Origin of the sequence: Acidovorax sp. 100 (assembly GCF_003688355.1) — a bacterium.
Taxonomy (GTDB): domain Bacteria; phylum Pseudomonadota; class Gammaproteobacteria; order Burkholderiales; family Burkholderiaceae_C; genus Acidovorax; species Acidovorax delafieldii.
This window is the reverse complement of the sequence record NZ_REFD01000002.1, coordinates 116,473-142,466: the sequence shown is the minus strand read 5'-3', so window position 1 is coordinate 142,466 and position 25,994 is coordinate 116,473. Positions and strand designations below refer to the sequence as shown.

Genomic DNA, 25,994 nt, shown 5'->3' with positions numbered 1-25,994 from the left:
TGAAAAAGACGCTTTAGAAAACCTCCTTCCCGCGCCCTGGTGGGGCACGAGAAGGGGTTTCGAGATCAGGCAGCTACGGCTTCCTCGGATTGCTCCGTTTCGTCCATTGCGGCCACGTCACCTGCGGTCAGCTCCAACTCAGTCTCGATTTCGTTCTGGCGCTTCACGAGCGCAAGATAACGATCCTGCTGGGCATACGGCTTCAACACCTCGACCTTCAAATCGGCAAGGTTACGCTCCATGTGTGCAACACGGCCCCTTGCTGTTGCGAGACTTTCGTCCAGCTTTTTCAGGGTCCTTGTCACTTCATTGAGCAACTGAGCCGTCGATGCGACCAGGCCGATGTGATAGGTGTGCATTCCTTCCATACGGACAGACCATTCACCTTCACCGGCACGCCGAACCCAGAGCTTGAACCCTGCGGCCGAGCCAATGAGTTGAAAATCAGGCTTCGCGAAATGCAGTGCCAGCGAGACGGCCCGCTTAGCATCCTCCTCTCGAACATGGGTCACCCCATCAATCGTTACCCCAGTCTCGCGTCCTGGTGCGTTCACCGCAGCAATATCTGCTTCGATGTTGGCAATGGAGCGATAAGTGGCTTCGATCTGTGCCGGGAGATAGGTGATCGATGTGCGGTTTTCGTGTTGCTGTCTCTCCCATGCTTGGCGCATCACTGCGAGCTTGGTCAATTCAGCGTCAACCGACATCTTCTCCAGCACCATCGGGTTGCCCGAGGCGATAGCCTTGATTTCCGCATACGACAGCGTTGCTGCTTCTACATCCTCTAGAGTGCGTATCTCGTCGTTGCCGACCATCACTTGCGCGATGAACTTTGCCTTGCCGTGAAGCAATTGAGCCATGTAAGCGTCGAACGATGCACTGGTGAGGTACGTGAAGATGAACACCTTCGAGAACATGTTGCCTTGACGAACGATCCGCCCTTCCCGCTGCTCCATGTCGCTGGTGCGCCATGGAATATCGAGATGATGCAGAGCGATCAACCGGTCCTGCACGTTGGTGCCCATGCCCAACTTTGACGTGCTTCCCATCAAGACGCGTATGGTCCCGCGCCGCACGGCCTGGAACAGTTCGTCCTTGCGGGCGTCACTGTCGTAGTCGTGGATAAAAGCAATTTCAGTATCAGGAATCCCCAGCTCAACAAGTTCCTTTCGCAACTCGTTGTAGGCAGTGAACTCACCGGTAGAGCTTGGCGTTGACAGATCGCAAAAGACAATCTGCGCAGCCTTGCTTTCGGCGTAATCAACCCAGAGGCGGTGCACGTTGCGTGCGCACGCGTAGATCTTTCCACTCTTGTCATGCGGGTCGGGTAGACCCACCAGGCGAACATCCAGAGCAGCCTTGCGGCCATCCCCGGTCACCTTCAGCATGTTGTCTTCCTTCGGCTGGACACCACCCCCACGGATCTTCCCTGCTCGCTCCACCAGCTCCTGCACGTAGTCGCGCAGGTCTTCTGATGGTTCCACCGTCACCGTCTCCCTTACGGCAGTTGGTACCGGCAGATCCAGCATCTCTGGTGTGCGAATGTCCGCGACGAGGCGGAACATGCTCATCAGTTCAGGGACGTTGAGGAAGCGGCTGAACCTTGTTTGCATGCGATAGCCACTACCGTCTGGAGCAAGCTCCAACGCTGTGACCGTCTCGCCAAAGTTCGAAGCCCAGGCATCGAAGTGCTGAACGCCAAACTCTTCAAGCATGTCAGCTTGCAGGTAGCGCATCATGGTCCATAGCTCAGCCATCGTATTACTGATGGGCGTTGCCGTAGCCAAAATCAGGCCCTTGCCGTCAGCGCGTGAACGCTGCACATACTGAGTTTTCACAAAAACATCGAACGCGCGCTGCGAGTTGCTGTTAGGCAATCCCGCTACCCGGTCCATCTTCGTGAAGCGCCACAAGTTCTTTGCGACGTGGGCCTCATCATATGCAATGTAGTCGATCCCCAGCTCTTCAAAACTCAGCAGATCATCCTTTGCGGACTGCTTGCTGATCTTCTCAAGCCGCGTCTTCCACGCCTTCTTCGCCTTCGCCAATTCCTTGACGATGGAGCCCTTTTCGTAGCTCGACCGCTCGCGCAGCGCCGACTCAATCGATTCAAGCTCTTCTTCAATGTACGACCGCATGTAGCTGTCGCTCACCTTGATCGACTCGAACGTTGCGTGCGTCACGATGACAGCATCCCAATCATGGGTTGCAATCCGCGAGAGCATCAGTTTGCGCTTAGCACCGGACAAATCGTCTTTCGACGCAGCCAGCACTTTCGCTGCAGGGTAGGCCTTCATGAAGCCGTTGGCAAAGTCCAGCAACATGTGGTTAGGCACCACAAACATCACCTTCTTCGCCATCCCGAGTCGCCGAAGCTCCATACCGGCGCAGATCATCTCCAAGGTTTTTCCCGCACCGACCGCATGGGCCAAGAGCGTGTTGTACCGACTGGAGATTACCCGCCACACTGCATCACGCTGGTGCGTGCGCAGCGTGTACACGCCAGACATTCCGGGGAGAACCAGGTGGCTCCCATCAAACTTCTGCGCAACCACCGAGCGGAACAACAGGTTGTACTGGTTCGCAAGCATTTCTGCCCGCTCGCTGTCCTTCCATAGCCACTCAACGAACGCCTCTTTCAGCAGGTGCTGCTTTTCGCGCGCAACCACCGTTTCACGAGGATTGACTACCCTGTTGGGCTTGACGCCATCGTAAACAGTCGGCTTTCGCTGATTCAGCTCCATCTCAAAGAGATCCGAAGCACTCACGCGCTTGGTACCGTAGGTTTGCGTTGCCGCAACCCCATTCTGTACCGCCCATACCGTCTTGACAGTCCAGGCGCCAGCACGCTCGTCAAACTCGACGTTGTTGCCGTTACAGCTAAACGTCTCGTCCAAGAACTGCGTGTACACCCTTGCAGGTATCCACGTTGAGCCCATCCGTGCATTGATCTCACCAGGTTGCAGTTGCTTTGGCATTACCGCCTGAAGGGCTTGAGCGTTGCGTTGGTACTCGTCACCAGCCATGGAGGCGATTTCGAGCTTGCGACGCACATTTCCCGACAGATAGCTATCCGCTGATTCCCAATTCGCCGTTTCCGGGTCCAGGTACACCAGCTCATCAGACTGCAGTTCAGCCATCACCTCGTCTACCGGGCGTCCGCAAAGCTCAGCAATCCTCGAAGGGATCACCCTGCCCGCTTCACCCAGAGACACCTGCAGCGCTTCCTTGGTGCTCTCGCACCGCTGGACGCGAGTAGCTGGTGCCAGCGTGTTGCGCTCAAAAATCGGAGCTTTCGAAGCAGTCTGCGTTTCCGCATCCCACTCCTCAATCGACAGCAACAGCGGCAGATCAGGATCAGCAGAGAACGCGCGTTTGTTGACGCTTTCGCTCAGGTAGCCGAACTCTTTCACATGCCGGTCGTAAGCGATGTTCAGACCGATTCTCAATCGCGTGAGCAGATCGTCAGGGGTCTTTCCAGCTTGCGCTGAAATGAGACTGCGCAGGCAATCCCTAACCTCGATCAGACCCAGCGTCCGCTGGAGCGTTTTGCCAGTGAGGGCAAGAGGTTTGGCCTTATCGCCATCTACCTCGTACACCTTGCCTTCGATGACTACCAGCCCCGGACGACGCACTTCAGAGAGCGTCACCTCGACTTCCTTCTTGCCCGCTTCACGGGGGGCTTGCGCCCGTGCCGTGTAGATGCCTTCTGGAATTGATGCAACACGCTCCTGCAGAGCGCCACCCAGGTCACCGTCGAATTCGCAGTAGACAGACATCCCGTGTGGGCCGGTCTGTGTCCGCAACTTACCGATCACATTCTCTGGTCGGCTAACGAAGAACTCATTGGCGTAGATGGCATCGGAATACCCACCGTAGATCTTCGAAGCAGACGGCACACGGACGATCTCACCCCAACCAGCTTCTTCAGCCTTAGGAGCGCGCTCCTCACGTTTCTGGAATACCAGCAAATCCGTTGTGACAGATGTGCCAGCAATTTCCTTGAACGTGCCACGAGGCAGGCGCACCGCACTCACCAGCTTTGCTTGCGAGTGCAGGTATGCCCGGTGGCCACTGCCGTGCGAGTCCAGGGTTCCGGTCGATGTAATGAACACGACGAGCCCCCCAGGCCTCACCATCTCCAGCGCTTTCGCGATGAAGTAGTTGTGCAGCGAGAAGTTGGCAAAAGGGACGTTGCGCAGCTCGGCCGATTTTTCGTTGCCAAATGGTGGATTGCCTATCACCAGGTCATAGGACCCGGCAGGCAACCGTGCACGCTCGAACTCACCTTGGTGAACCTTCACACCGTACTGCGAATACATGACCTTCGTCATGCGTGCAGATACGTCATCCAGTTCAACCGCAGTGACACGACTCTTGCGAGCCAGTTCTTGCGGCATACCACCGATGAAAAAGCCAGACCCACAGGAAGGCTCCAGGATGTTGCCACCCTTGAAACCCAAACGCTGGACAGCTTTCCAAATGGCTTCCACCACCATCAGTGGTGTGTAGTAGGCGTTGAGCGAACTGGTCGTTGCCGATTCGAACTCCTCAGGTGTGAGGAGGCTCTTCAGTTCCTCATGCCTGGCCAGCCAAGCGGTGTCGCTGGTGGCCCCATCGAGCGCCTTGACCAGACCGCCCCAGCCTGTGTACAGGCTGAGAATGGCATGCTCATCAGCGTTTGCGGCGCGGCCTTCTTGCTCCAACTTGCGCAGGAGTTTGATGGCAGCGATGTTTGCGTCGTACTTCGGCACCGGGGTGCTGATCGAAGCGTGATGCATTGCATCCAGCTTGGGCCAGAGGGCCTGTTGCTGGACTTCTTGAACGATCTCGTGAGCCGCCACAGTGGATGAGGCGAGCGTTCCAAGAACTTCAATTGGATCTTCATCTGGGCCGAAACCCGGTAACCACATGCACGCGTGCGCGACGGGTTTGATCTTCATAAATACGCCTCCAGGATGACTCCTGCAGACGCACCAACCCACTGCGGGGATGGTGCCCCGCAGGCAGGTTGAAAATGCCGCTTTCGCGACGTGGATTGCTGTTTTTGTCTCCGGCAGCTCGGAGTTTTTTCACCAAAGCACTACGCAGTGGTGTCGAAATCGCTTTCTGAAATGGTCGGCTGGACCACTTGAGAAAGCACCCTGACCAAAGTCAGGAGTGCGTGAAGCGCTGTGCGTCAGTCGTTCAACTCAGGGCCCTTCATCAGGTCATTGAGGAGATCTTTGGCATTGCGCATATAGGGGGAGAGCAACCGAGTAGTGAGGTCAATCACCTTGTTGCGCTCATCAACCGTCAAAGTACCCGATTCAGCAGCTTTTGCGATGCTGGAGAACTTCGGGTGTTCTGCCAGCGACAGCAGCAGCTCCCGCTCCGCAGCAAGACGCAACGTCAAAGCCTCGGAAAGTGGACAGTTTTCAGGTTTCGAAACGATCAACTTTGCTGCATCGCGGGCCTTGAACGTTTCCTGAAGAAACAGTTCACGGTCAGCTTCGCCAAGCAAGAAGGTTTCCTTGCGATCCAGGATCACACGGTTGATACCGTGAACCTTGAAACGCGGGTCAGAGCGAAGCTGCAAGCGTTGCAGGATCTCCGCTTCGTAGGCAGTGACCACCGGTCGAACATGCATTTCAAATGCCTGTGCCACCAAAACGCGTTCGGCGGCTTCGATCATCTTTGCAGTGAATCCGTTGGGATATGCAGACATGGGTATCTCCTAAAGGTTGGTGGGAGACACCCCCACAAGGGGATATGTCCCCCTGGGGTTGAATGAGTTGTCAGCGCTTCAATGACACAAAGCAGTTGGCGAAGTAGGTGCCGATGTACTTCCCGAAGGAGTCACGGGCATCGAACACTGCTTCTGGCTTGCCTGAAAGCATATTTCGTGTGGTTGCCGCGTACTTCACGCCGACCACATGACATTCCAGAAGGGAGTCGGGTACATAGAGGCCAGCGGATTTCAACAACTCCACATCGATCACGCCAGTGTTGAACTGGGGGGCCACGGTGGAGAGGTGCACATCCTCGTGAGAATGGAACCGGCTGACCAGCTCCTTCGTTGTGAGGACACGGGTGCCGATGGTTTCAGAAACATTCATGGTGGTGCTCCAAAGAAGATGGGGCACCTGTCCCCATCGGGATCAAGAGCCCCGGTGGGAAAAAAAGGATGGACGGATCTACGCTGCGAACAGACGAGGATCAATCGGGAAAAAGGCGACTATGCCAAGAGCCCCGGAATGGGGTGCGCCAGATTGCAGAAGGTCTCCTGTTGGAGGCCATGACCCATGCGGGACTAGGCCCCGCGTGGGTTGAAGAAAGACAGACAAGCTGCCAGTGAATTGCTGATTGACTCCCCAGCTAGGAGATCTACAGGCCAGATAACTGACTCGTTGAATTCTGTGAGTTTACCGAAAGGTGGTCCTTTTGGTAACCCAACGGAGTTGACTTTTTATGCAGTCCCCTACTTCAGGCCCGAAGGCCTGAAGGAAGGATCTGTGGCCACGATGAGAGCCCCGCGTGACCTTATCTGGCCGACACCATTGCGAGCATGGAAGCAGGGCCCCGGTCGAGGAAGAATGCGGCACTTTCGTGCTGCACCGCTTTGGGGAGGTCTGCCACCGTTGCATCGAAGCGGGTAGCCAGGTCGTATGCGGTCCACCCGTAGGTATTGGACCAAAAAGACGCGTCTTGAGGACGCTTGGTGGTGCTGACAACGATGTATTCGCCGAAGCATTCGCCCGAGACGTAGGTCTCATTGCCAATGGAATCGCGAACGGTGTCATTGACTGCACGGGCGTCACTGACCCTCCAGTCGAGCAGCTGCCCGTCCGCTTGGAATTGACGTGCAATGTCAGAAGACATCACAGTTGCGGCGCTTTCCGATTCAGCATCGATGAGCAGTTGCAAAGTTGCGAGGTAGGCCATGGGTTCTCCGTTGAAGGAAAGTGAGGCCACCTCCCCATCGGGACAGTTGGCCCCGAGGGTTGAAAAATTAGTCTTCAGTTCTGACCAGTCATTGGCACGTCCGACACCCTCACCTTCGTGATGGGCATTGCTTTCTGTGCGAACGACCCAAACAGGTGGTTAAGACGATTGCGAAAATGTCCCGGCTTGGGGAGAACGACATGCAAACCACGAGGGATCGGCTGCACGTAGGTCAAACCAGCATCCTTGTGTTTTTGAAACGAGATCATGTGAGTTCCTTGCAATTGCGCCGGATCGTCACCCCAGCAGAGGTGATAACCCGGCTGAGTTGTAACCCCCTGGCGCCACCATGGCGACCAGGGGTAGTTTGCCGGATCAGCGACGCACTACGCGTTTGCTGCCTCAGGCTCTGCCGCGACCTTTTCCGGCTGGGCAAACCCAGCCTTCAAGATGCGGTCGGCTGCAGAGAAGATGCGGCCCGCACTCTTCTTGAGCACATCGCGAGAACCCGCATGTGCAAGCCAGTGCTGCACATATCCGCGCGAGTAGTCGAGACCTGGCAGGTTCAACGAAGCGCAGCAGATGAATGCAACAGACTCTGCCTCCACTTCTTTGACGGCCTGTGTCAGGTCATCCTCGCACACGAAACCCTCCACGACATCCCCATGCAGCTCACAGTGTGCGAGTTCATGGAAGAGTGTCTTGTGGGGAAATGCGGCGATGGGTGAGACCGCAACCCGGCGTTCGGAACTGTATGCATATCCCTGGACGTTGCCATTCACTTTTTCGAATGGCTCCATCGTCACCGAGAGATTTCGTAGCGCCAGCGATTGGTCCCACTGAATCTCTGGTTCGGCCTGCTCTTCCACGGCACCAGAAGACTCCCCTTGCTCCGCTGCGCGCGGGTCCGGTTGAGTCTGGGCCAGGGAAAACCAGTTATTGCGCATCACAAAGATGCGTCGGGGCATACCTGGAGGGGTAGGCTCGTCATCATCGTCCTTGGACTTGCCTTTGCCGTTCACAGTGATCGGCATCCACAGTCCAATGGCCTTCTGGCCCTTCATAACCGAGCGGCCCTTCTTCTTCCAAGCGTTGAAGGACGCGATGGGCCCGATGGGCACACCACGCTCCAGAAGCTGCAGAACAGCAATGATCTGGTTGCCAACGCTGTAGTTGTGGAAGGCGCTGTAGTAGTCGCCCAACAGGCCTGGTTTTGTCAGGATCGTCTCCAGCAATTCCATCCAATCAGGGCGCGTTACTTCTTTCTTTTCCATGGTGATCTCCGAAAAACGCGGAGACACCTCCCCCAGCGGAGAGTGCATCCCCGCATGGGTTGAATTACGGCAGCGATTGCTGACGTGTTGAATGCTGCTTTGTCTTGCGACGAGTGCAGCGGCCTCTCTTGTCCTAGCCATTACGGTAAGGTCAAAAAACCGTCTTTTCCGATGAACTCTGATGGAGAGGCCATGGGAAAACATGGGGAACGAGCCCCAGTGAAGCCGAAGCTTCACATGGGGTTTGTTTCAAGCTATGTGCAGGGCAAAGCCCTACGCAATAGCGTCAATGCACCGGCTCAAATCCACCAGTGACTGGAGGAAGTGCGCCATACCCTTCGGTATCTGGTGCAGGTGGCAAAGCACCGAGGCCTGGGGCATGCGAAGTTGCCTTTGCAGGCGCCTTGCGTGTGGCCTTTGTCTTGGGGGTTTCGAGGGCGGCCAGACGGTCATTCGCTTCTGCGATGAGACGCGACATGTTCGCCATTTCCTCCCCTTGAGCCGCCAACAGCTCGATCAGCGCTTTCAGATCATCGGGCTTGGTGGGGCTCTCAAGCGAGGGTTCCTTCTTGGAACTCTCTTCGAGCTTTTGGGACTTGGTGACTGGAATCACTGCAGGCCGCTTGGGGAACATTGCTTGCACTCTTGCAGCAAGCCACTCAAGCAGATAGACCGCAGAACCTGCCAAGGCCATCAAAAACAAGATCTTCTCGTACATGGTGAATCTCCACATGCTGCGGAGGCACCATTCCCCAATGGGGGTTGATGCCCCACTGGGTTGAAAAAACGCCAACGATGTTGACGTGATAAACGCTGATTCGCCTTGCGGGCGAGGGACAGCAACCTCTTCAAGTCAACACCATTACGGAGTCGAGCAAGGAACTTGAGTTTATCAAAGGATCTTGTCGTTCAGGGTCCTTTGAAAAACTCCCGCCCTCAACAGGCAGGAGTTCCATTCTGGGCGGCAGCGCTAGCCGCACGACCCACTATAGCCACAACTGCTGCACTGTTCGCAGCCGTTGTATTTCACGAGCTGGAGCCCGCATTCCGGGCACTTTCGCCCGCCTATTGCCTTTCCTGCAAATCGAGCCTCTACATGATCCTGGGACACCTCTGGCTTCAAGAAGGCGCTGGCCGTCACAAGACGCCCGTTCTCAGCAAGGATGCCGAGACGCTGGTACCTGTAAAGCAGGAGATCTGCGATGTAGGCAATAGTCGATGGATATGAGGCCTGCTTGACGCTGCCTGGCACCTGTGCAAGGAAGTCCCCTTGAGGCTCCTTGTAGGTCCTGAGCTTGCGCAACTTCATGCCAATCCACGCAGGGTCGATGATTCTCATGTCGAAAGACAGGAGCTTGCACAACCCGTTGTATGCGGCTGGGAACTCGCCCGCCATCCAGACACTGTAGGGCCGGTGACTTCCATCAGGCAAATCCAGCTCTTTGACGAACAACTCGAAATCGTCGCCAGTTGCAGGATTCTTGACACTTACCGACCAGGACAACGTGCCATCGGGTCCCGCCTTCGGCTCCTTGCGGAACATCATCGCGTTGACCAGGCTGGAGTCGCTGTCGTTGGCCAACCACCCGATCTTGTCGGTGTGGTGCAGCAGGATCTGCGCGAAGGCAGACACCACGCTGGGCATTGTGCGGATTTCACCCGTGGGCGGCATTGCCATCTCGAATGGCTCCCCTTGGCAGCGCTTCAGGGATTCCAGCTTCATCTTCAGCCACCCGGCATCGTATGAGCGCATATCGACCGAAAGAGTCTTGGCAATAGCGCCAAGGCCCCTTGGGACTTCTGCACCGTTGACCCAGGTTTCGAACGGATGGGTCACCCCATTCATGTAATGCCCCACCATCACAGCGAAATCGCCTTGGGGGTTCTCCACCATGTAGGTGACGGCTGGATTGCCATCCAGCATTTGCGGCCTTTCCAACCAGCGCAAGGCACTCATCACCGGCTGCGGTAATGCGTTGATGCTTACGCGGCGGTCCGGGTCGATTTCAACCACTTCGACGGCCTTTGGAATGTCCGCTGGCTTTTCCTCGTCATCAAGAGACGTGAGGATCTGGCCAACCTCTTCGTTTGGTCGGTAAGTGGTGAGCCCCTTCAGCCCTGCGGCCCACGCGTCCAAGTACAGCGACTCGAAATCATCAAAGGCATAGCTCGCCGGCAAATTCACCGTCTTGCTGATCGCCGCGTCCACGAAGGGAGCGAGAGCCTTGATCATCTCCAGATGCGCCTCGGCATCAAGGGTCTGGGCTGTTTCGAAGTAGTCTGGCAGCTCGGTACTGTTGCCGCTGATGAGCGAATACAGCATGTACGCGGGGTTGAGAACCACGATGTCTTTGTGGGACCCATCCGCCTGCAGCACCTTACGGGAATACTTCATGCTGAACACAGGCTCCGCACCGCTTGAGCAATTGTTCCCAAACGTCAGACTTCCTGTGCCTGTCGGCGCCAGCGCCAGCAGGTGGCTGTTGCGGATGCCGATTTTGCGGATTTGGCTTTTGAGCTTTTCCGGGAGACGGCTTGCGAAGGTACCCTCGGAGTCGGCCGTAACGCCTTCCAGGTACTTGTCCGCATCGAACAGAGGGAAAGCCCCCCGCTCCAAAGCGAGCCCCACAGATGCCTCATAGGCCGCATCACGCATGGTTTCCATCATCTGCGCTGCAAACTCCCGCCCTTCTTCCGAAGAGTAGCGAATGCCCTGCATGATGAGCGCGTCACCGAGGCCTGTGAAGCCACAGCCGATTCGACGCTTGTTCAAGGCCTCTTGCTCCTGTTGGGGCAACGGCCAAGGGGTCAGGTCGAGCACATTGTCCAACATGCGCACCAAAACCCCCGTCACTTGCTTGAACTTCTCCCAGTCGAACTCGACAACACCATCCCAGATGGTTGACTTGACGAAGCGTGGCAGCAGGAGATGCCCAAGATCACAGCACCCATACGCCGGTAACGGCTCTTCACCACAGGGGTTTGTGGCTTCGATCCGCTCACAATAGCGAAGGTTGTTGTCCGTGTTCATGTGGTCAATGAAAACCACACCAGGCTCAGCCCGTGTGTACGTGGCGAGCATGATCTTTCCATACAGCTCTTTGGCCTGAATGGTCCGGTATACCCACTTCCCATCATCGCGCTGATAAGCACCAGCGGCAATCTGCACAGGTGATGGCTTGGCGGAATGCACCAGGTCAAATGGCTTGTCGTGAACAACCGCGTCCATCAGTGCATCTGTCATCCCCACTGAGAGGTTGAAGTTGCTCATAGGCCTGCGGTTGTACGGTATGTTTGGATCATCGACCTTCTTGCAGTCGATGAAGTCCAGAATGTCTGGGTGATCGCATCGCAGGATGCCCATTTGAGCCCCACGTCGCGCACCTGCAGAAATCACGGTTCCGCACATGGAGTTGAAGGTGTCCATGTAGCTCAGCGGACCGCTGGCCAAGCTCTGGGTTCCATTGATCCAAGAGCCCTTCGGGCGGATTTTGCTGAAGTCGTATCCGACGCCACCACCCAGGCGCATTGTTTCTGCTGCCTGAGCGAGAGCGCCCATGATGCTCGGAACTCCGTCAACCTCTTCGGTCATGGAGTCACCAATCGGTTGAACAAAGCAGTTCACCCAAGTGGTCCGTGTTCCTTCGATCCCGGCAGAGGCGTTGATGCGTCCACCGAGAATCGTGTAATTGAGGGCATCCCGGAACAGAGGTTCGTACACATCGGGTTCAGCCTCGTTTTTGGCGAGTGCCTTTGCAATGCGGTCGAGCACCTGTTCGGGTGTTGCCTCTTCGCCGCGAGCATACTTTTCGAGCAGCAACGCGAGCGAGTAGTCTTGAATCTGCACACCCATGCGGGTGACTGTTTCCATTTCCATCATCGACTCCTTATTGTGTGAGGCTGAGAACAAACCCATCAGGGCTTCCCGAAAACCTCTTGAAAGAGACCTTCGGGAAGCCCTGAATGGGTCGTGCTGTCCTCGACACCACACCAGGAGCAAAAGCTATTGCGCAAGCGCAAAAGCCAGCCGGTGGGAACCGCTGGCTACGTCTGGTTTTGACTTCTCCAGAAAAGAAGATGAATCTCGGTCATAGACACGAGATATCAAGACTTTCCACATCGCACTTCGAATGCGATCTGGAAAGCCCGCCCCCGAGGGGGCGAGATTCCTTACTCCTCGTCGTCAATACGAGGCGGTGCAGCAAGACGCGGTAGTACGTCCCAAGCCACCCTTTCTGCATCAGCCGCAAATGGACCGATGAAGACTGGGGGCTCGGACGACTTCAAGCGCCTGGCTACGACAGCAACATGCTGTCTCACCCCGAAGTCATCTCGCAGTTGTCGGACCATGTAGCGCCGATAAGTGCATTTGAGTTCTTCGAAGTTCTCAGGGGGCGCAAACGGCCCGCCTGATCCAGGGTTGGTATCCAACACCTTGTGGTTGATGACTCCGTACCTCATGGTCCGTGCCTCAAGCGACCTTCAGAAGGGCCCGCCGAATGGATGGCATCGTCGGAAATCCATGGGGACCATGGACCCGGAGAACGTCCATCCAATCCAGTGATTTCTCACCGGGCAGGATCTCCCCCTGAGGGGTAATTGCAATGGCCTGCTTGCCCATGGAAATAGCGCGCTCCACGAGTTTTTGCGCCGCTTCCTGGCCGTGCCCCTTGGGATGTTCCTTCGAGGGACGGTCTTTGTCAGAAAACACCACCAGCAGCTCAACTTCCGAGGGAATTTCCATGTACTCCATCAGCGTGGCATTTACCGTTGCCCACACTGGAATACCTGTTCCTTCCATCGCAGCAAGCCCTGTTTCGATGCCCTCTGCAGCGCCGAAAACGCGTGCTGGCTTGGCCAGTCGAATCGCTCCACCAAGGATGTTGCGATCTTCTGGGTAGGCCATCATCTTTTTCGGGGCCTCCACATCAAGCTTGTTTCCGAACTCATCGAGATAAGTCCGGTGCAAGGTAATGGGTCGGCCGTCAGGCGCAAGCACTGGTGCAACTATCGCCCCGTGGTAGCCCGTAATCTCCCCCTTGGAGGGGTCGTAGTAGGCAAGCCTGGGGTGAAAGTACAAGCCCCCGGTCATAGGCCGTTTCAAGCCCCTGCGAGCAAGATAGAGCCGACCAAGTTCCGCGCTATGGTGGTTCATGTGAACACAACCATCCATCACACGATTGAGGGACCGCACCACCTTTTCATTGTCCTTCTGGACAGTCTTGGTGGGCTGTATCGCCTGCATCCGAGGAGTCAGAGCGATACCGCGCGAATCTCCGGTCAAGTGCTTCAGCACTTCCTCCAGAGTTTCTCTCGCAGTCCATCCGTTGACCCACATCAGCGTTGCGAATCCATCGCTCTTGTTGCCACATGTGTTGCAAAAAGAGCGTCCGTCTTCCGCGTATGACGGCATCATGCGATAGCCGTCTTTACCTCCATGCACGGGACAACCGACATGCCCTTTCGAGCGGCGGTCAAGTGCCGGGTGTAGGCGCGGAGCTAGGGCGTAGAGAATGTGATCCCAACGCCCAGCTGCGAGGTTACGCGCCGTCTTCCAGCGCTCTTCCCACCACAGATTCCATTGTTCCTGCGTCCATTCACCATCTGTTCTCATTCGACTCTCCTTGAACACCCCGGACGGGGCATACCTCAGAGCCCCAGCTGGGACACTCAGGAATGCCCCGGCACAGGGTTGGGCGAACCAACTGAGACCCCCCAACCGGAGGTTCCCGGCTGGGGCTGTGATCTGCGACTACCGCAGAAAAATACGCTTCAAAGGCTAGAAGCGCGGTTTGTCCTTGAGAGCATCGTCAGTTTCGAACCCGTTGGGCTCTTGCTGCACGTTGCGTCGAGGGCTCCGATCTTCACCAGTAGGCTGTGAGCGGACTGCACGAGGACGTGACGCTGGCTTTTCCGCTGGGGCGGGTGTAGGTCTACTCTCTGGCTGGCTGGGCCCGCTATCGCTTTCACGCGCGCGATCCAACAGATTCACCAGGGTGGCATCCACATCGGTGAACCACCGATCATCGCCGCCATTGGTCCCAGGGACCTTCCGGGTGCGAAGCGTGCCTTCGACATACACCTTGCTGCCAGTTTGAGCATAGCGCTCCAAGTAGTCCACGGTGCCCTTCTCACGGACTTGAACCTTGTTCCACTCGGAATGCTCTTTCAACTCCCCTGTGCTACGGTCTTTCCACTTCTCAGTGGTGCAGACAGAAAAATTTGCTACGCGATCACCGCTTGGCAAAGTACGGAACTCAGGGGCTTTGCCCATGTTCCCCAAAAGCACAGTTCTATTCACTGATTTCATATCGAACTCCAGATTGCGCAACATCCAACCCAGCGGGCTGGTTGTCGCTGGGTTAATGACCTGGCACTACGCTCATGGTCAATTGAATGGCTTCCCCGAAGCCGACTAGCAAATGCGCTCAAGACGCTTCACCGTCTGTGGGACCATGACGACCTGTTCGATCAGCATGAACTCGTTCAGAAGTCGAATGAAAGCGCTACGCGTGATGTCGCAGGCCGAGTCAAAGGCACGCACCAGGTCCAGTCGATCTTGAAGATCGACCATGGACCAGTCCAGCATGTCCCGATAGGTCACGCCGTGGTCTATGCCAGAACCAATGACCCGTGACCACGAAAGTGGTTTTTTCAGGTTTGAGCGAAGGCCACCACATTCACCGCAATGGCTCGACTGTGGCGACACCAGCTGATGGCTCAGATGGCCGCATTGACGGCAAGTGCTCTTGTAGCCGGGGTCATAGACCTCAGCCTCAAACAGCACAAGGTGGCCAGAGTTCCGCCCCATCGGACTGATTTGGTAGCGGCCCTGCATGTCATCCTGAAATCCACGGAGACATCCACGAAGCTCCCGCCAGTAGTCGTCAGACTGCATGATGGAAGCGGCTTTCTCGCTTTCGCTGCGGTTGAGCCCCAGGCGATGGAGCTTGACGCAGTGGGAGTAGCTGGTTAGCGGATGAACCCCGGAATTCGTTTGGTAACGAGGATGGCCGGAAAGGAATTTCGCAATGCCATCTTTGGTTTTTGGCGCTGCTGAAGTATTGAAAAACATGTGATCTCCGAATGAATGCGGAGGCATGTCACCCAACGGGGAAACAAGCCCCCTATGGGTTAAAAAATGCGTCGTTTGATTGAGGCGACGACCTCCTTTACTTTCATCCATTACGGCTGAAAGATAAAACTGTGTTTTCCACTGGGATCATCGAATCCCACTGGAAAACACACCCAGCCGAAGCTGGGGGTGTCTCACAACATAAACGGTCAGAGATCAGCTAGGAAATAACTCCTGAGGCTGTTCTTCGATCCGCTTGATCGCCATGTCGTACTGGTAGTTCAGGTCATCTTCTTCTCGACCAGAGCACAGAGGCTTGGCTTTCAAATACAGATCACTGATAACCGTCTCCGTCGTGGCAATTCGCATTTCTGCGAGGAGGTCCTGCAGGCTCTTGCTTGAGGCAGGTTGCTTGCTGGCAGCTTTTGCTGGCGCCGCTGGTGACGAAGCCTGCGTAGCTGGTGCGGTAGTCGCCTTTGCAGCAGTACCACTTCCCGCTGCTGGAGCCTGAGGGCTTGCAGTGGTTCGCGGCGTGCTTCGAGGCGCAGCGCTTGGCCGTGGGCCTTGCTGTCGAGGCTGCTCGGGACTTTGAGGAGCATTGCGTGCAGCAGCCTGCTGCTCGTATGCATCACCAAAGTTCGGGGGCTCGTAGGTGCCATCGGCCGCCTGCTTGAGTGTCAGCGACTGCGAAACACCCAGATTGGCTGCGGTATCCAAGGCCAAAGCGGTGCTCAGATCCGTAGACATGGGCAGCTTGTTGCACAAGGAGCGAAGAACCGTCTTGAGTCCCATCGGCACATAGTCATCAATCCAAGGCGAGGAACGCCCGAACTGCATGGCTGCTTTGAAGCCGGAGCTTTCGTCACGGATCTTGTTGACCTGGCCTTCGCTCATGGTCACGTAGGTCCGTTCACCCGACTTCAGTGCTGCTACCGCGTAGAAGCCTGTCACCAGGCCCCGCTCTTCGTCCGATGCGAGAAACCCGTTGTGGCACAGGGGCTCATGGATGAACTCGCGTCGCAGACCGTAGGTCTGGATGAAGCGGTCGTTCTGTCGAACTTCCTGGGCGTAAATGTCGATAGCATGCCGCCCTTGCAGGACGAGCTTCATCAGCCCCTTGTAGCCGGGGACCAATTGACACTCCTTCTTGAAGGGAACCAAGAAAGCTTCACCGTTCTGCCCGATCTCAAGCCCCAGTTGGGAGGCCTGGACCACCGCAGCAAGGATGCTCAGAGGTTCGCACTTCTGAAGGCTATCACTGCGACGGAATGCGGTGAGTGCGATGCGCATGATGCGATCAACATCGAGATGCTTGGGCAGCGCCTTGAGCACCGCTCCTCGGTTCTCCTCCAGAAGCTCAGGAAATGGAATCGCATTGAGCTGCGCGCTCAGCGAGTCCCCACCGCTGTTGCGGATGTTTTGCATTGTCTGACTCATGGTGAACTCCAAAATTTGCAGAGACACCACCCCACTACGGGGATATGGTCCCCGCGTGGGTTGCAGAAAATCAGGCTTAGCCTGGTTGATGCTCAGGCGTATTCCGCCCTTGCACGTTTGATACTCCACTCAGGAAGATCGATTACCTCTTCTTCACAGAAGGGCTGTGGTTGATAGCCTGGCCAGCTATCGTTCTTGGTGCACCATTCCAGCAACTGCAGAGCCATCCGGTACTTCCGGCGCCCTACCTCGATGCTTTCCTGGCCCATTCGGTAGAGCGCGACACTGTGTGGCGCAGCTGACTCGACGGTCAAGAAATAGAACGGTACTTCGCGTCCAATGGCGAGCTTCACTGCGTCCGTGTAGAACGCAGCTTGCAGGTCGTAACCGTAGTCATCAAGGGATCTGCGAAATGCTGCCTTTGAGGCGTCTGCGGTGGTCTTGAGGTCAATGATCGCGACAATTTGCCCGCTCTCATCAACCACTACCATGTCGCAACGAATACGGCACATGATGCCGGTGTCTTCGTCGCTCCAAAAGTAGCTTTTTTCTGTGACCGACTGGATGCGCAACGATGTTGCTTTGACGTGCTCACCGATCTTTTTCAAGATCGCCTGAACCGCGTACATGTCATCCATGTCCAGCAGGACTTTGCCCTGAGCTGCCTTTTCGTACTCCTCGGCTTTCAGCTTGCCTTCCTTGGTGCGCTTATCGATCTTCGGGACCTCCATGTAGGCATCCTTGAATCGTTCTGGCTCCAAGTATGCGCAGTGAAGCGCTGTCCCGAACTTCAGGGTGTCAGTCTCCTTGAAAGGAGCTGTCATGTAGTGCTTGAAGTGCTCAGGCGAACGAAGAATTCGTACTAGGCCAGAGTGGCCGACGATCCCTTTGTCCGCGTGATACTCCTCCGCTGAGATGTCGATGAAAACATCAACCTCTCGCATGGCGACAGCGCCTGTGCTGGCAGTCGCAATGGCTGGGAGCCTGTCAGCCTGGAGGCCGACAAATCCATCAACTTCCTTCATTGGAATCTCCTATTAACGGAGACACCAATCCCCTGCGGAACTGGCGTCCCGCGAGGGTTAAAAAGTCACTTTCGTGACGGCTTTGCTATTCGCTTGAAGCGGGTCAGCTAACCCATCGACTCTTCCCGATTACCAGGAAGGGTGGAAATCTTTCAGATGCACTGTGTACGCAATGCATTTGAAAGACCCCGCCATTGAGTTAACAACGGCGGGCTCTCTCAAGCGGTCTTTTTTGCCACCATGCCCGCAGAACGCAGTGCATTGCGCACCATCGTTCGCGTTTGGGCAGACACGCGGTCTGGCTCCTGGCGCAATTGATTGTGCAGGTTGCCTGCATCTCGGAAGGGAATGGCATTAAGAACTCGCTGAAGTGTTTGATTGCTCATGTCTACCCCCTTGGATCAACCCCAGACGCGACGCTTTGCAGCAATTACGTGCTTGGAAATCAATACCCCAGTGAAGACACAGACGGACAAAACAGCAAAACTCATGATGGCTCCTTCGGCAGGTTGTTGAAACCTGCGAAGTGCTCACATGACATGAAATGTCCGTGGCACCCCGCAGGCCAAAGGGCTCTCGGAGAAAGCAATTTGGCCTGCGGGATGAACCACAAACGGCTTCAGCCCCCCAACGTGAGTTGGGGGACTGAAACTTGATTACTGAAGACCGCTAATCTCAGCCAAGGCTGTGACGAAACCGGTCTTGTACAAAACAGCGCCAACGGTGACACATGCAAAAACAACGATCATGATGAACTCCAAAGTTGCCCTTGGGTACACCAATCCCCCTTGGGAGTTGTGTATCCCAAGGATGTTGAAAACCTCACTTTAGTGAGGCACTTGCACTGCACAGCCGTTGAGGCTGAACAATGTTCTGCACACGCAATCAAGCACCAATACCACTACGGCATCAGAGTTCATTGAGTGTGAAAAACGGCCCGCATCGCGCGGGGCGGAAAGAAAAGCCCTTTCGGGGTCGATTCCTTCAGAAATGCCAATACGGCACAGATTGCAGCGGGTTGCCCATCTCAGCCCCAACGGGGAAGAGTTCAGGTCTTACACGAGCGCCCAATCCAACTGCAATGACCCGCAGTGTGGGGGTTGGGAGCTTCGCTCCAATCAGATGCTTTGGCATCTGGGGAACGCGCAGGGCGTTCAAAAAAAAGTTCACAGAACAGCTTAAGCTGACTGGTTGCGCACGCAGCACAACTACTGGTTGAGAAAAGAGGACCAGCTCCGCTTGCTAGGGGATGGCGTTACGCACATCACTCCAAGTGGCTCGAATCTTAGCGACAGGACTTTGCAGCCGTCAAGCCTTCGCGCGAAAAAATTGCCAAGAGCCCCTGTACGACACCCTCAGAAATCGAAAGGTTCGAGTTTTCCGTGCTTTTCAGGGGTGTTTTGAAGGGGGCCGGTCCATACCATGAATCCACCGTTGTCCACACCTATGGAGGTTTTTCATGGCTGCAGTGCCAAGCGATATCGCGTCAACTCAGGCTGAGGCTTTGGGCGCACCCGCCCCCTCATCCCCCACAACCAAAACCAAGAAGCCTAAAGCAGTGGCTGTGCCTGTCAGCGATGCGGCAAGCAACCAGAGCGGCACCAGCCCTCTCTCCGAGCCTGCAGCAACAGCTGCTGACGCTGCTGCGGCCGCGAAGGATCAGGCGCCTGCCGCAGTGACAGCTCCGAAAGCTGGAACGCCTGCGGACGGGAAGAAGAAAAAGACGACACCGTGGTTTGTTGATCGCACCGAGCGCACCTTGCGCAATCGCGCAAACCAGTCGTTCCCTATTCTCATCAAGTCTGTGACGCTGAAATCCCACCACGCCCAGGACATTCTGGAACGCACCGGCAAACAGTGGTCTGAGGCGATGATTACGCTCTCCGAGACCATGCGTAATTTCAAACCTGAGGACCAGTGCGTTGAAGTCGATGCTGCGGTGGATCGGCTCCTCGATGAGTCGTTCGGCCACATCAAGACCAACATCGCACGCCTGGATAAGCTTGCAGAAGCTCAAGGCCTTGAAGTGGACGATATGGAGACACAATATTCCAAGCCTGCAAGCTACAAGCTTCAGGTGCTTTCGCCCCGCGAATTCCGTTTCCATACCCTGCTGCAAGAACTGGACAAGATGTGTGACCTCATCGACAAGATGTGGTACTTCACTCTTGTCACGGATCGCAACCGCAGCCAAATTCCCTACGAAGCCAAGCGCCAGATCATCCGCATGGTCAACCGCGTCCGCACACTCGTGTATCGGGCACAGGCTTCTTCGCAGCGTGCGGGGGCGCCTGACGCGGCCGATCCACGCGTCGGCACTATCCTTGATCCGAACGCAGCAAAGACCGAAGCGCAGGCGACCAACGATGGTTCACCTGAAGACACAGGCGAAGCTGCTGCAGCCCATGAACAGGCTGTCGCAGAAGCGGCTTAATCGCAAGCTGCACCTTGGATTTCAATCCGTTTCAGGCGCGTGCAGTAACCACGCCGGGGCATCTCACCGTTCTTGCATGTCCCGGCTCCGGTAAAACACGCGTCCTCTCGTCCCGCGCCGCCCACCTGATCAACGAGCACGAAATCGGTCGCCTCTGCGCCGTGACGTTCACGCGTGATGCAGCGACAGAATTGCGCAACAGAATCCTTGCGTCGTGCGGCCCCCAACACACGCGCCGTATCGCAGTAGGCACTTTTCACTCTCTGGGGCTCGAACAGGAACGTCGAAGCAACAACGGCAAGATGCCCAGGCTGCTCAACGATGGCGAGCGAGGAATGATCCTCAAGAGCTGCTGGAAGTCCATTGCCCCCAAGCTCACCTATGAAGAGATTCTGCGTGAGGTCGATATGTGCAAATCCAAGGTGGATGGGCATGTATTCGAGGACCCTCGCATAGAGGATGTCTTTCGCGCGTATGAGGCGACCCTCGCAGCAGACAACACCATGGACTTCGCGGACATTCTGCTGCGCTCTGTGCGTGGAATGCGCAACGGGACCCTGAAGCCGCTGCCATGTGCATGGATGCTCGTGGACGAGGGCCAGGATATGGACCTCGTGCAGAAAGAATGGATCTTGGAGCACGGCCGAAATGGCACTCACATTACGCTCGTCGGTGATGACGATCAGAGCCTCTATTCTTTTCGAATGGCACTGGGCTACAAGGGCCTCGTCGCGGTCACTGAGGCCCTTGGTTCGATTGAGCTGACTCTACCTGTCAACTACCGGTGCGCGCCGAACATCCTTGAACACGCTGCGAAGCTGATCCGCCGCAACAAGGATAGAGCCAACAAGAACATCAAGGCTCACAAGGAAGTGCCAGGCGAGATATCGGTGAGCCGTTATCCGACTCGCCCAGATGAGGGGAAAGCGATTGGGGAGTTCCTCAAGGCGCTGCAGCCGATGGGAGAGTGGGCCGTTTTAGCTCGTACCAACGGTATGCTGGATGAGATTGAGATGTGCCTCAACAGTGCCGGAATCAGCACCACCAGAAGTGGTGGGAAGAGCTTTTGGGAACATGGCGTTGGGCTTGTCGTGCTGTCGCTCCTTCGCTCCGTTGACAACAACTCGTGGTTAGGCGCAAGCCAAGCACTCGCGCATTGCGGTGTATCACTTTCCTGGTTGAACGGGTTTTCAGCAAAGCGCGGGACATGCATTGAAAAGCTCACGGAGGCGTATGAATCAGCACCTGATGACCACGCCCGGAAGAAGACTTTGGCTCTTCGTGAGGGTATGATTTCTTGGCAGTACCAGTCCAGCAGACAACGGGTAAATCTGGCCATCTGTGGCGTGCTCGACTTCGTGCGCGACAACTCCCGAGAGTCACTGAAGAAGATGTTGGAATCAGTGAAGTCGAGCCTTACGGACAAGCGTGTGACAGGCACGTTGGCCCAGAGGATCTCCAGGCTGCAGCGGGCCCAGGCTACCGAAGAGGTTGTCGAAAGTGGCGTTGTCCAGCTCATCACCTTGCACTCCTCGAAAGGCTTGGAGTTCGACAATGTATGGATCGTTGGATGCGAGGAAGGCAACCTTCCCCACACTGATTCCACCGAAGAGGAAGAGCGGCGCCTGATGTATGTCGGCATGACTCGCGCCCGAACCCGGCTCATCCTCTCCAGCTCAATGGAAGACGGTATGGAGTCGCGGTTCCTGGAAGAGGCGGGCCTCTGACACCCGATCTGCGCAATACCATTTAGCTAAGATGTGGGCCCACACTGCAAAGGACCGCACATGACAGCCTTCAACGAGGCATTCCGATCAGAAATTGCACGCATTGCCCGCAAGGAGTCCAAGAAGGAATTGGACCATCTGCGGAAATCTGTCAGTTCTCAGCGCTCGGAAATTGCTTCACTGAAACGCTCCCTTCACGAGCTGGAACGAACAGTGAGGCTGGCCCTTCGCCATCTTCCCGCACCCGAACCAAAGCAGCCGAAGCCTGTCTCTACAAAAACCAAAGGCATTTCCACTGAGGCGCTGGTGGCCAAGCGTGAGGCTGTGGCCCTAACGGTTGCGGAGATGGCCATTCTGCTCAACGTGAGCCCATTGACTCTGCGTCGATGGGAGGCTCAGGAAGCATTCCCTCGGAAAATGCACCATGAGCGCATTCACGCCGTCTTGGCTATGGGCAAACGGCAAGCAAAGCGCCTGTTGACTGAAGGTGAAAGCCCCGCATAGAGGCGTCTAGATCTCGGAGGGGTTGTTCTCCCGCCCCCATGTCTCAGGCTTGTACAGCAGATCCTGCGGCTGCGGGCTTGTAGCGCATGTGCTGCCCTTTCACTTGGAATATCTTGGCGTTGGCTTCTATGATTACGTTGAGATCCTTGCGGTCCTTCGCAACCCCAGCGGCGAGTGCCGCGCGCCGAATCTCCAGGCGATCAATGTAACGCCAACCCTGTTCCACCTTATCAGCTGCGCACCCGTCTAGTACCCCAATGAGCGCGCCAACTCGGGGATCTAGCGCGCCAAAGGATGGACCTGATTCAGCAGGTGCGACCTTCTCCAGTTTGATCTGAGGAGTGGATTTGGGCTTGGACCCTAACTGTTCTTTCAGGGCCTTCACATTCGTTGCCGCTACTGCCGTTTCCGCTCGATTGGGGGCCATTGCAGCTTTTGTTTCGGCGGCTTTGCGTGGCTTCGCTGGTGGGGCTGATCTGTCGGTTCGCAACACTTTGCGTTCCTCCGAAGACACATCGTCCAGCAAGGGGAGTTGCGCGGAATTTTCAGGTAGAGAGGTGGCCTGCACTTCAGACTGCACTTGGGGCTCACTGACCCTTGCAGGATCGACAGGTGGAAGAAAGGCATCATCACCGGGCAAGTCCGCACTCTCAGTCCGCACCTTCGGTGCGGGGTTGCTGTGAAGATCAGGGTTGTACTTCGCGTGGTACAGCAATGCGTCACCCGGTTCTGGCATCAACCTCAGTGCCTTGCTGTCCTCACCCTGAAATTTGGAGTCCACGAGTTTGACGAACGGCATGTCCTGGTCAACCCAGATCCAGCCATTCTTTCCGCACTCGTCAAGGATGGTCTTTGCTGTCAAACCGTAATTTGCGAAGCAGCCAGGCCAGCGCAGAAGAACCATCTCTTGCTCGTCCACGCGTACATCGACACCCCACTGTTTCGCACCTGTCTGCAGATCGTCTGCAAGAGCCAAGAACAGTTCGCCAACTGAGCCGGAGAACTCCAGTTCAGGTGGTTGGGTGAAGTTGCCCTTCTTGCGCTTTTTCTTCTTTGTCGATTCAGTGCCGTTGGCTTCAGGAGCAGTGGCTTCGGCGGGTGCAGTTAACTCAAGAACCTTTTCCGCACCTTCGGTTGCAGCTGATTTCAGCTTCACTCCAACTGGCTTCGAAATGGCCATTGGCGAATCGGTCGAACCGACTTTTTGCACCTGGCGCACCTTCGGTTGCTTCTTACCACCTTCACCAGGGCTTGCTTCGACTCCAAGAATCTCCCCAGTTTCGGGGTCGATGTCCAGCTTACGCAGAGGTGGCTTGGGGGTCTCGCAGTCTTCGGCTGGTGCTGGTGCAGCTGCCGTGGTCAATGCCGCTGGTGAGTCGGGGGTGGACTTGGTGGCAGTTCTGATTGCCTCTACTGAGGTTTTTACAGATCCCGCAGCGCCATTGGCCTGACCGTCTGGTGGTGGTGCCAGAGGATCGCGAACTGCTCCTGCAGCGTCCTGCTTGGCCCTTGCATGCACTGGTGAGGTGGGTTCTTCTGGGGCATCAGCTTCTGCGCCCCCCCCGCTGGGGTCTTCATCCTCGCCATTGAGTAGCCGCCCTGCTACAGCGGCAATCGGGGTAGACGAGATCATTGCGTCATCGCGCAATCGAATGCAGACCAGAGACTTGTTGGGGATCTTGGCTTCAAGTTCCGCAGGAACAATTCTCCAGAATCTCTCCTCCCCGGTCTCACGGACGAAGGCAAGGCCTCGTTCGAGCAGCATGTCGAGAATGCCGTCAGGAGTTCTGGGGAACCCCTTCAGATCATCGGAGCGCACCTTGGCTGCAATTTCTTCACCAGAGGCTGGCCAGACAAGGTAGATGCCACCATTGATGTTCCAGACGCGCGCACCCAACTCGTTGACTTGCCAGATGCCCTCTTTGATCAGGCGGCGCATGATATCCATCAGATGGCGCTCGATGGGCACTCCCAGCTCGTAGCCAGCCATTGCTACACCCATGGTCTTGAGATCGCGCTCGGTACTAGATGAGTCGGCCCTGATCACCAGGTCATACAGTGGATTGGTCGCGCCAGGATTCCCGCTCAGGGCTTCCATCAGCCACACGACCAGTTCTGTGCCCCCCTCATCGATCCACTGCAGGGCTTCGGGCCCGATGATTCGCTCGGCCAATAAATTCGACAGAGACACATGCTGCTTTCCCCGGCCAGGTCGCCAGTCGAGGAAATAGGCCTTGAGGCTGTTCCGCTTTGCCCACTCATAGAGATCTTCAGTGAGGGGCTTCCATGTGATGTTGCGATCACTATCCGTGATCGTCATGTCGGTCGCGGGCTTGCCTACGTCATGGCATAGGCCTGCCAGAAATGCGGTGAGTTGCCAGCGTGGCTCTATGGCTCTTCGCTGGGCTGGCGATTTCCCCATGCTGAGCAGCATGTTGTCCGCGCCCTGGAGCGACCACAGAGCGACTTCCATCGAATGGCGCAAGAGCCCCCCAGCACCACGATGGTGATGGGTCTGGGACGCAGGCAGGAGGTGTGCGTAAGCAGCGAATCGTCGCAGAGCCCCGATGTAAAACTGCTCGTACTGTTCAGGAGTGACGATGACGCTACGCTTGTAGTGCGCCAGGATTTCAGGATGCTGCGCAAGCAACCTCTCTGGCTCGATGGTCGGCAACCCCTTCATAAAGGGCGGATAGCGGGGCACTTCGAAATCGACTGCAGCCGGTATCGGGGTTGCTTTGGGAGTGACGGGGGCCTTAGGGGTGAAGAGACTCTTGAACCACTGCATCGCCTACTCGCCCTTGCAATACGGACAGTGAGAGGTCAGGCTCAACTCTCGGTCATAGATATAGCTGATGCGGCAGTTATTGCACTGCATGACAGTCAGCAAATTAGAGCGAACGTCTCGGAGCGCGTAGTACGCGGCATTTATGTCGAGAACGTTGGAAGGATCTACTTGGCCCAGAAGCGCGTTGTGAGCATGCCAAGTCTGCAACAGTGTTCGCGGCTGTATTTCTTTTGTCTTGTGCAGTCGCTGGTGCAGAAGCACAATTGCTGACAAATTCCTCACCATTTGCACTGTTTTCACGTAGGAAAGGGCTGATTCGGGCAGCTTTCCATTCGGTGATCGCTCACCGTGGATTTCCTTCCACATTTTGCGCAGTGGTTCGAGTGTGAGGTCCGTCAGCGCTGCAACAATCGAGAGTCTGAGTTTTGCCTGAATCAGCTCTCTTGCGTACTGCAGTTGCTCCAGCTTTGCGAGTTGCATTGGGCAAAAAATGAATCAGCGACCAGACATGGCGAGCGCCGAAACGCTCAATGCACCCACCGCTGAAGGTGGCGTGTCCAAAACTTGCTTCATCGACTCTTCATCCAATCGCATTGTGAAAAATGTGATGGGCGTGGCGTTGGCGAGTTTGTCGATTTCTTCCAAGCTCATAGTCGAGATTTTTTCTAGCAAACCTTCGGACATACCAGTCACCATAGGGCCAAGATTGACAGTTCCAGAGCGAGCTACGCGCTGTGCGGTCAGCAAGAACATCCGGTTCAATGCTGCAACGTCCTTGATTGGGGTCACGATTCACCTTTACTCAC

General features: G+C 56.1%; 20 protein-coding genes. 3 read left to right on the top strand and 17 right to left on the bottom strand.

Annotation, left to right across the window (positions count from 1 at the left end; genetic code table 11):
- Positions 1-65: 65 nt before the first annotated feature.
- The 14 genes from C8C96_RS24170 to C8C96_RS24945 all read right to left on the bottom strand — a co-directional run bounded on the left by C8C96_RS24170 (position 66) and on the right by C8C96_RS24945 (position 18,121).
- Complete coding sequence (locus C8C96_RS24170) at positions 66-4,943, bottom strand: SNF2-related protein (protein ID WP_121944260.1); 4,878 nt, start codon at positions 4,941-4,943, stop codon at positions 66-68.
- A gap of 236 nt (positions 4,944-5,179) precedes the next feature.
- Positions 5,180-5,707, bottom strand: a complete 528-nt coding sequence (locus C8C96_RS24165) for a hypothetical protein (RefSeq protein WP_121944259.1) — start codon at positions 5,705-5,707, stop codon at positions 5,180-5,182.
- Between the two features lie 70 nt (positions 5,708-5,777).
- Positions 5,778-6,098 carry a hypothetical protein gene (locus C8C96_RS24160; RefSeq protein WP_121944258.1) on the bottom strand — a complete coding sequence of 107 codons (321 nt, stop codon included), beginning with the start codon at positions 6,096-6,098 and terminating at the stop codon, positions 5,778-5,780.
- A gap of 424 nt (positions 6,099-6,522) precedes the next feature.
- A complete protein-coding gene (locus tag C8C96_RS24155; RefSeq protein ID WP_121944257.1) occupies positions 6,523-6,924 on the bottom strand; it encodes a hypothetical protein in 402 nt (133 codons plus the stop codon).
- A gap of 74 nt (positions 6,925-6,998) precedes the next feature.
- On the bottom strand, positions 6,999-7,193 hold the full coding sequence (locus tag C8C96_RS24775; protein ID WP_147455740.1) for a hypothetical protein: 195 nt from the start codon (positions 7,191-7,193) through the stop codon (positions 6,999-7,001).
- 117 nt (positions 7,194-7,310) lie between these two features.
- Positions 7,311-8,198 carry an ArdC-like ssDNA-binding domain-containing protein gene (locus C8C96_RS24150; RefSeq protein ID WP_121944326.1) on the bottom strand — a complete coding sequence of 296 codons (888 nt, stop codon included), beginning with the start codon at positions 8,196-8,198 and terminating at the stop codon, positions 7,311-7,313.
- A 286-nt stretch (positions 8,199-8,484) separates the two neighbouring features.
- A complete protein-coding gene (locus C8C96_RS24145) occupies positions 8,485-8,916 on the bottom strand; it encodes a hypothetical protein (protein ID WP_121944256.1) in 432 nt (143 codons plus the stop codon).
- Positions 8,917-9,168: 252 nt separating this feature from the next.
- A complete protein-coding gene (locus C8C96_RS24140) occupies positions 9,169-12,075 on the bottom strand; it encodes an adenosylcobalamin-dependent ribonucleoside-diphosphate reductase (RefSeq protein ID WP_233584408.1) in 2,907 nt (968 codons plus the stop codon).
- A 594-nt stretch (positions 12,076-12,669) separates the two neighbouring features.
- Positions 12,670-13,812: a toprim domain-containing protein gene (locus C8C96_RS24135; protein WP_121944255.1), complete on the bottom strand. Its 1,143-nt coding sequence runs from the start codon at positions 13,810-13,812 to the stop codon at positions 12,670-12,672.
- Between the two features lie 165 nt (positions 13,813-13,977).
- Entirely contained in the window at positions 13,978-14,508 is a 531-nt protein-coding gene (gene ssb / locus C8C96_RS24130; RefSeq protein ID WP_158605801.1) for a single-stranded DNA-binding protein, read from the bottom strand.
- Between the two features lie 105 nt (positions 14,509-14,613).
- On the bottom strand, positions 14,614-15,273 hold the full coding sequence (locus C8C96_RS24770; RefSeq protein WP_147455739.1) for a hypothetical protein: 660 nt from the start codon (positions 15,271-15,273) through the stop codon (positions 14,614-14,616).
- 216 nt (positions 15,274-15,489) lie between these two features.
- Positions 15,490-16,710 (bottom strand): recombinase RecT, encoded by a 1,221-nt coding sequence (locus C8C96_RS24120; protein WP_147455738.1) that lies wholly within the window; start codon positions 16,708-16,710, stop codon positions 15,490-15,492.
- A gap of 92 nt (positions 16,711-16,802) precedes the next feature.
- Positions 16,803-17,735, bottom strand: coding sequence for a PD-(D/E)XK nuclease-like domain-containing protein (locus C8C96_RS24115; protein WP_121944251.1), 933 nt, complete (start codon positions 17,733-17,735; stop codon positions 16,803-16,805).
- A 218-nt stretch (positions 17,736-17,953) separates the two neighbouring features.
- Positions 17,954-18,121, bottom strand: coding sequence for a hypothetical protein (locus C8C96_RS24945; protein ID WP_158605800.1), 168 nt, complete (start codon positions 18,119-18,121; stop codon positions 17,954-17,956).
- A gap of 1,073 nt (positions 18,122-19,194) precedes the next feature.
- On the opposite strand from C8C96_RS24945, the gene C8C96_RS24110 reads away from it, so the two are divergent.
- The 3 genes from C8C96_RS24110 to C8C96_RS24100 are packed head-to-tail and all read left to right on the top strand — an operon-like array spanning position 19,195 to position 22,400.
- On the top strand, positions 19,195-20,169 hold the full coding sequence (locus C8C96_RS24110) for a hypothetical protein (RefSeq protein ID WP_147455737.1): 975 nt from the start codon (positions 19,195-19,197) through the stop codon (positions 20,167-20,169).
- Between the two features lie 14 nt (positions 20,170-20,183).
- Positions 20,184-21,896, top strand: coding sequence for an ATP-dependent helicase (locus C8C96_RS24105; RefSeq protein WP_121944249.1), 1,713 nt, complete (start codon positions 20,184-20,186; stop codon positions 21,894-21,896).
- Between the two features lie 60 nt (positions 21,897-21,956).
- Positions 21,957-22,400, top strand: a complete 444-nt coding sequence (locus C8C96_RS24100; RefSeq protein ID WP_121944248.1) for a transcriptional regulator — start codon at positions 21,957-21,959, stop codon at positions 22,398-22,400.
- 43 nt (positions 22,401-22,443) lie between these two features.
- On the opposite strand, the gene mobH is transcribed toward C8C96_RS24100, so the two are convergent.
- Genes mobH through C8C96_RS24085 form a run of 3 tightly spaced genes read right to left on the bottom strand, consistent with a single transcriptional unit; the run spans position 22,444 to position 25,977 of the window.
- Entirely contained in the window at positions 22,444-25,188 is a 2,745-nt protein-coding gene (gene mobH / locus C8C96_RS24095; RefSeq protein WP_121944247.1) for a MobH family relaxase, read from the bottom strand.
- A 3-nt stretch (positions 25,189-25,191) separates the two neighbouring features.
- Positions 25,192-25,668: a FlhC family transcriptional regulator gene (locus tag C8C96_RS24090; protein ID WP_121944246.1), complete on the bottom strand. Its 477-nt coding sequence runs from the start codon at positions 25,666-25,668 to the stop codon at positions 25,192-25,194.
- Between the two features lie 15 nt (positions 25,669-25,683).
- Entirely contained in the window at positions 25,684-25,977 is a 294-nt protein-coding gene (locus C8C96_RS24085) for a hypothetical protein (RefSeq protein WP_147455736.1), read from the bottom strand.
- Positions 25,978-25,994: the final 17 nt, after the last annotated feature.

Coding starts and splice junctions, on each gene's coding strand:
- C8C96_RS24150 (WP_121944326.1), bottom strand. CDS start 8,198: ATGGAAAAGAAAGAAGTAACGCGCCCTGATTGGATGGAATTGCTGGAG.
- C8C96_RS24140 (WP_233584408.1), bottom strand. CDS start 12,075: ATGGAAATGGAAACAGTCACCCGCATGGGTGTGCAGATTCAAGACTAC.
- C8C96_RS24770 (WP_147455739.1), bottom strand. CDS start 15,273: ATGTTTTTCAATACTTCAGCAGCGCCAAAAACCAAAGATGGCATTGCG.
- C8C96_RS24165 (WP_121944259.1), bottom strand. CDS start 5,707: ATGTCTGCATATCCCAACGGATTCACTGCAAAGATGATCGAAGCCGCC.
- C8C96_RS24090 (WP_121944246.1), bottom strand. CDS start 25,668: ATGCAACTCGCAAAGCTGGAGCAACTGCAGTACGCAAGAGAGCTGATT.
- C8C96_RS24100 (WP_121944248.1), top strand. CDS start 21,957: ATGACAGCCTTCAACGAGGCATTCCGATCAGAAATTGCACGCATTGCC.
- C8C96_RS24110 (WP_147455737.1), top strand. CDS start 19,195: ATGGCTGCAGTGCCAAGCGATATCGCGTCAACTCAGGCTGAGGCTTTG.
- C8C96_RS24145 (WP_121944256.1), bottom strand. CDS start 8,916: ATGTACGAGAAGATCTTGTTTTTGATGGCCTTGGCAGGTTCTGCGGTC.
- ssb (WP_158605801.1), bottom strand. CDS start 14,508: ATGAAATCAGTGAATAGAACTGTGCTTTTGGGGAACATGGGCAAAGCC.
- C8C96_RS24155 (WP_121944257.1), bottom strand. CDS start 6,924: ATGGCCTACCTCGCAACTTTGCAACTGCTCATCGATGCTGAATCGGAA.
- C8C96_RS24775 (WP_147455740.1), bottom strand. CDS start 7,193: ATGATCTCGTTTCAAAAACACAAGGATGCTGGTTTGACCTACGTGCAG.
- C8C96_RS24135 (WP_121944255.1), bottom strand. CDS start 13,812: ATGAGAACAGATGGTGAATGGACGCAGGAACAATGGAATCTGTGGTGG.
- C8C96_RS24945 (WP_158605800.1), bottom strand. CDS start 18,121: ATGAGCAATCAAACACTTCAGCGAGTTCTTAATGCCATTCCCTTCCGA.
- mobH (WP_121944247.1), bottom strand. CDS start 25,188: ATGCAGTGGTTCAAGAGTCTCTTCACCCCTAAGGCCCCCGTCACTCCC.
- C8C96_RS24115 (WP_121944251.1), bottom strand. CDS start 17,735: ATGAAGGAAGTTGATGGATTTGTCGGCCTCCAGGCTGACAGGCTCCCA.
- C8C96_RS24170 (WP_121944260.1), bottom strand. CDS start 4,943: ATGAAGATCAAACCCGTCGCGCACGCGTGCATGTGGTTACCGGGTTTC.
- C8C96_RS24120 (WP_147455738.1), bottom strand. CDS start 16,710: ATGAGTCAGACAATGCAAAACATCCGCAACAGCGGTGGGGACTCGCTG.
- C8C96_RS24160 (WP_121944258.1), bottom strand. CDS start 6,098: ATGAATGTTTCTGAAACCATCGGCACCCGTGTCCTCACAACGAAGGAG.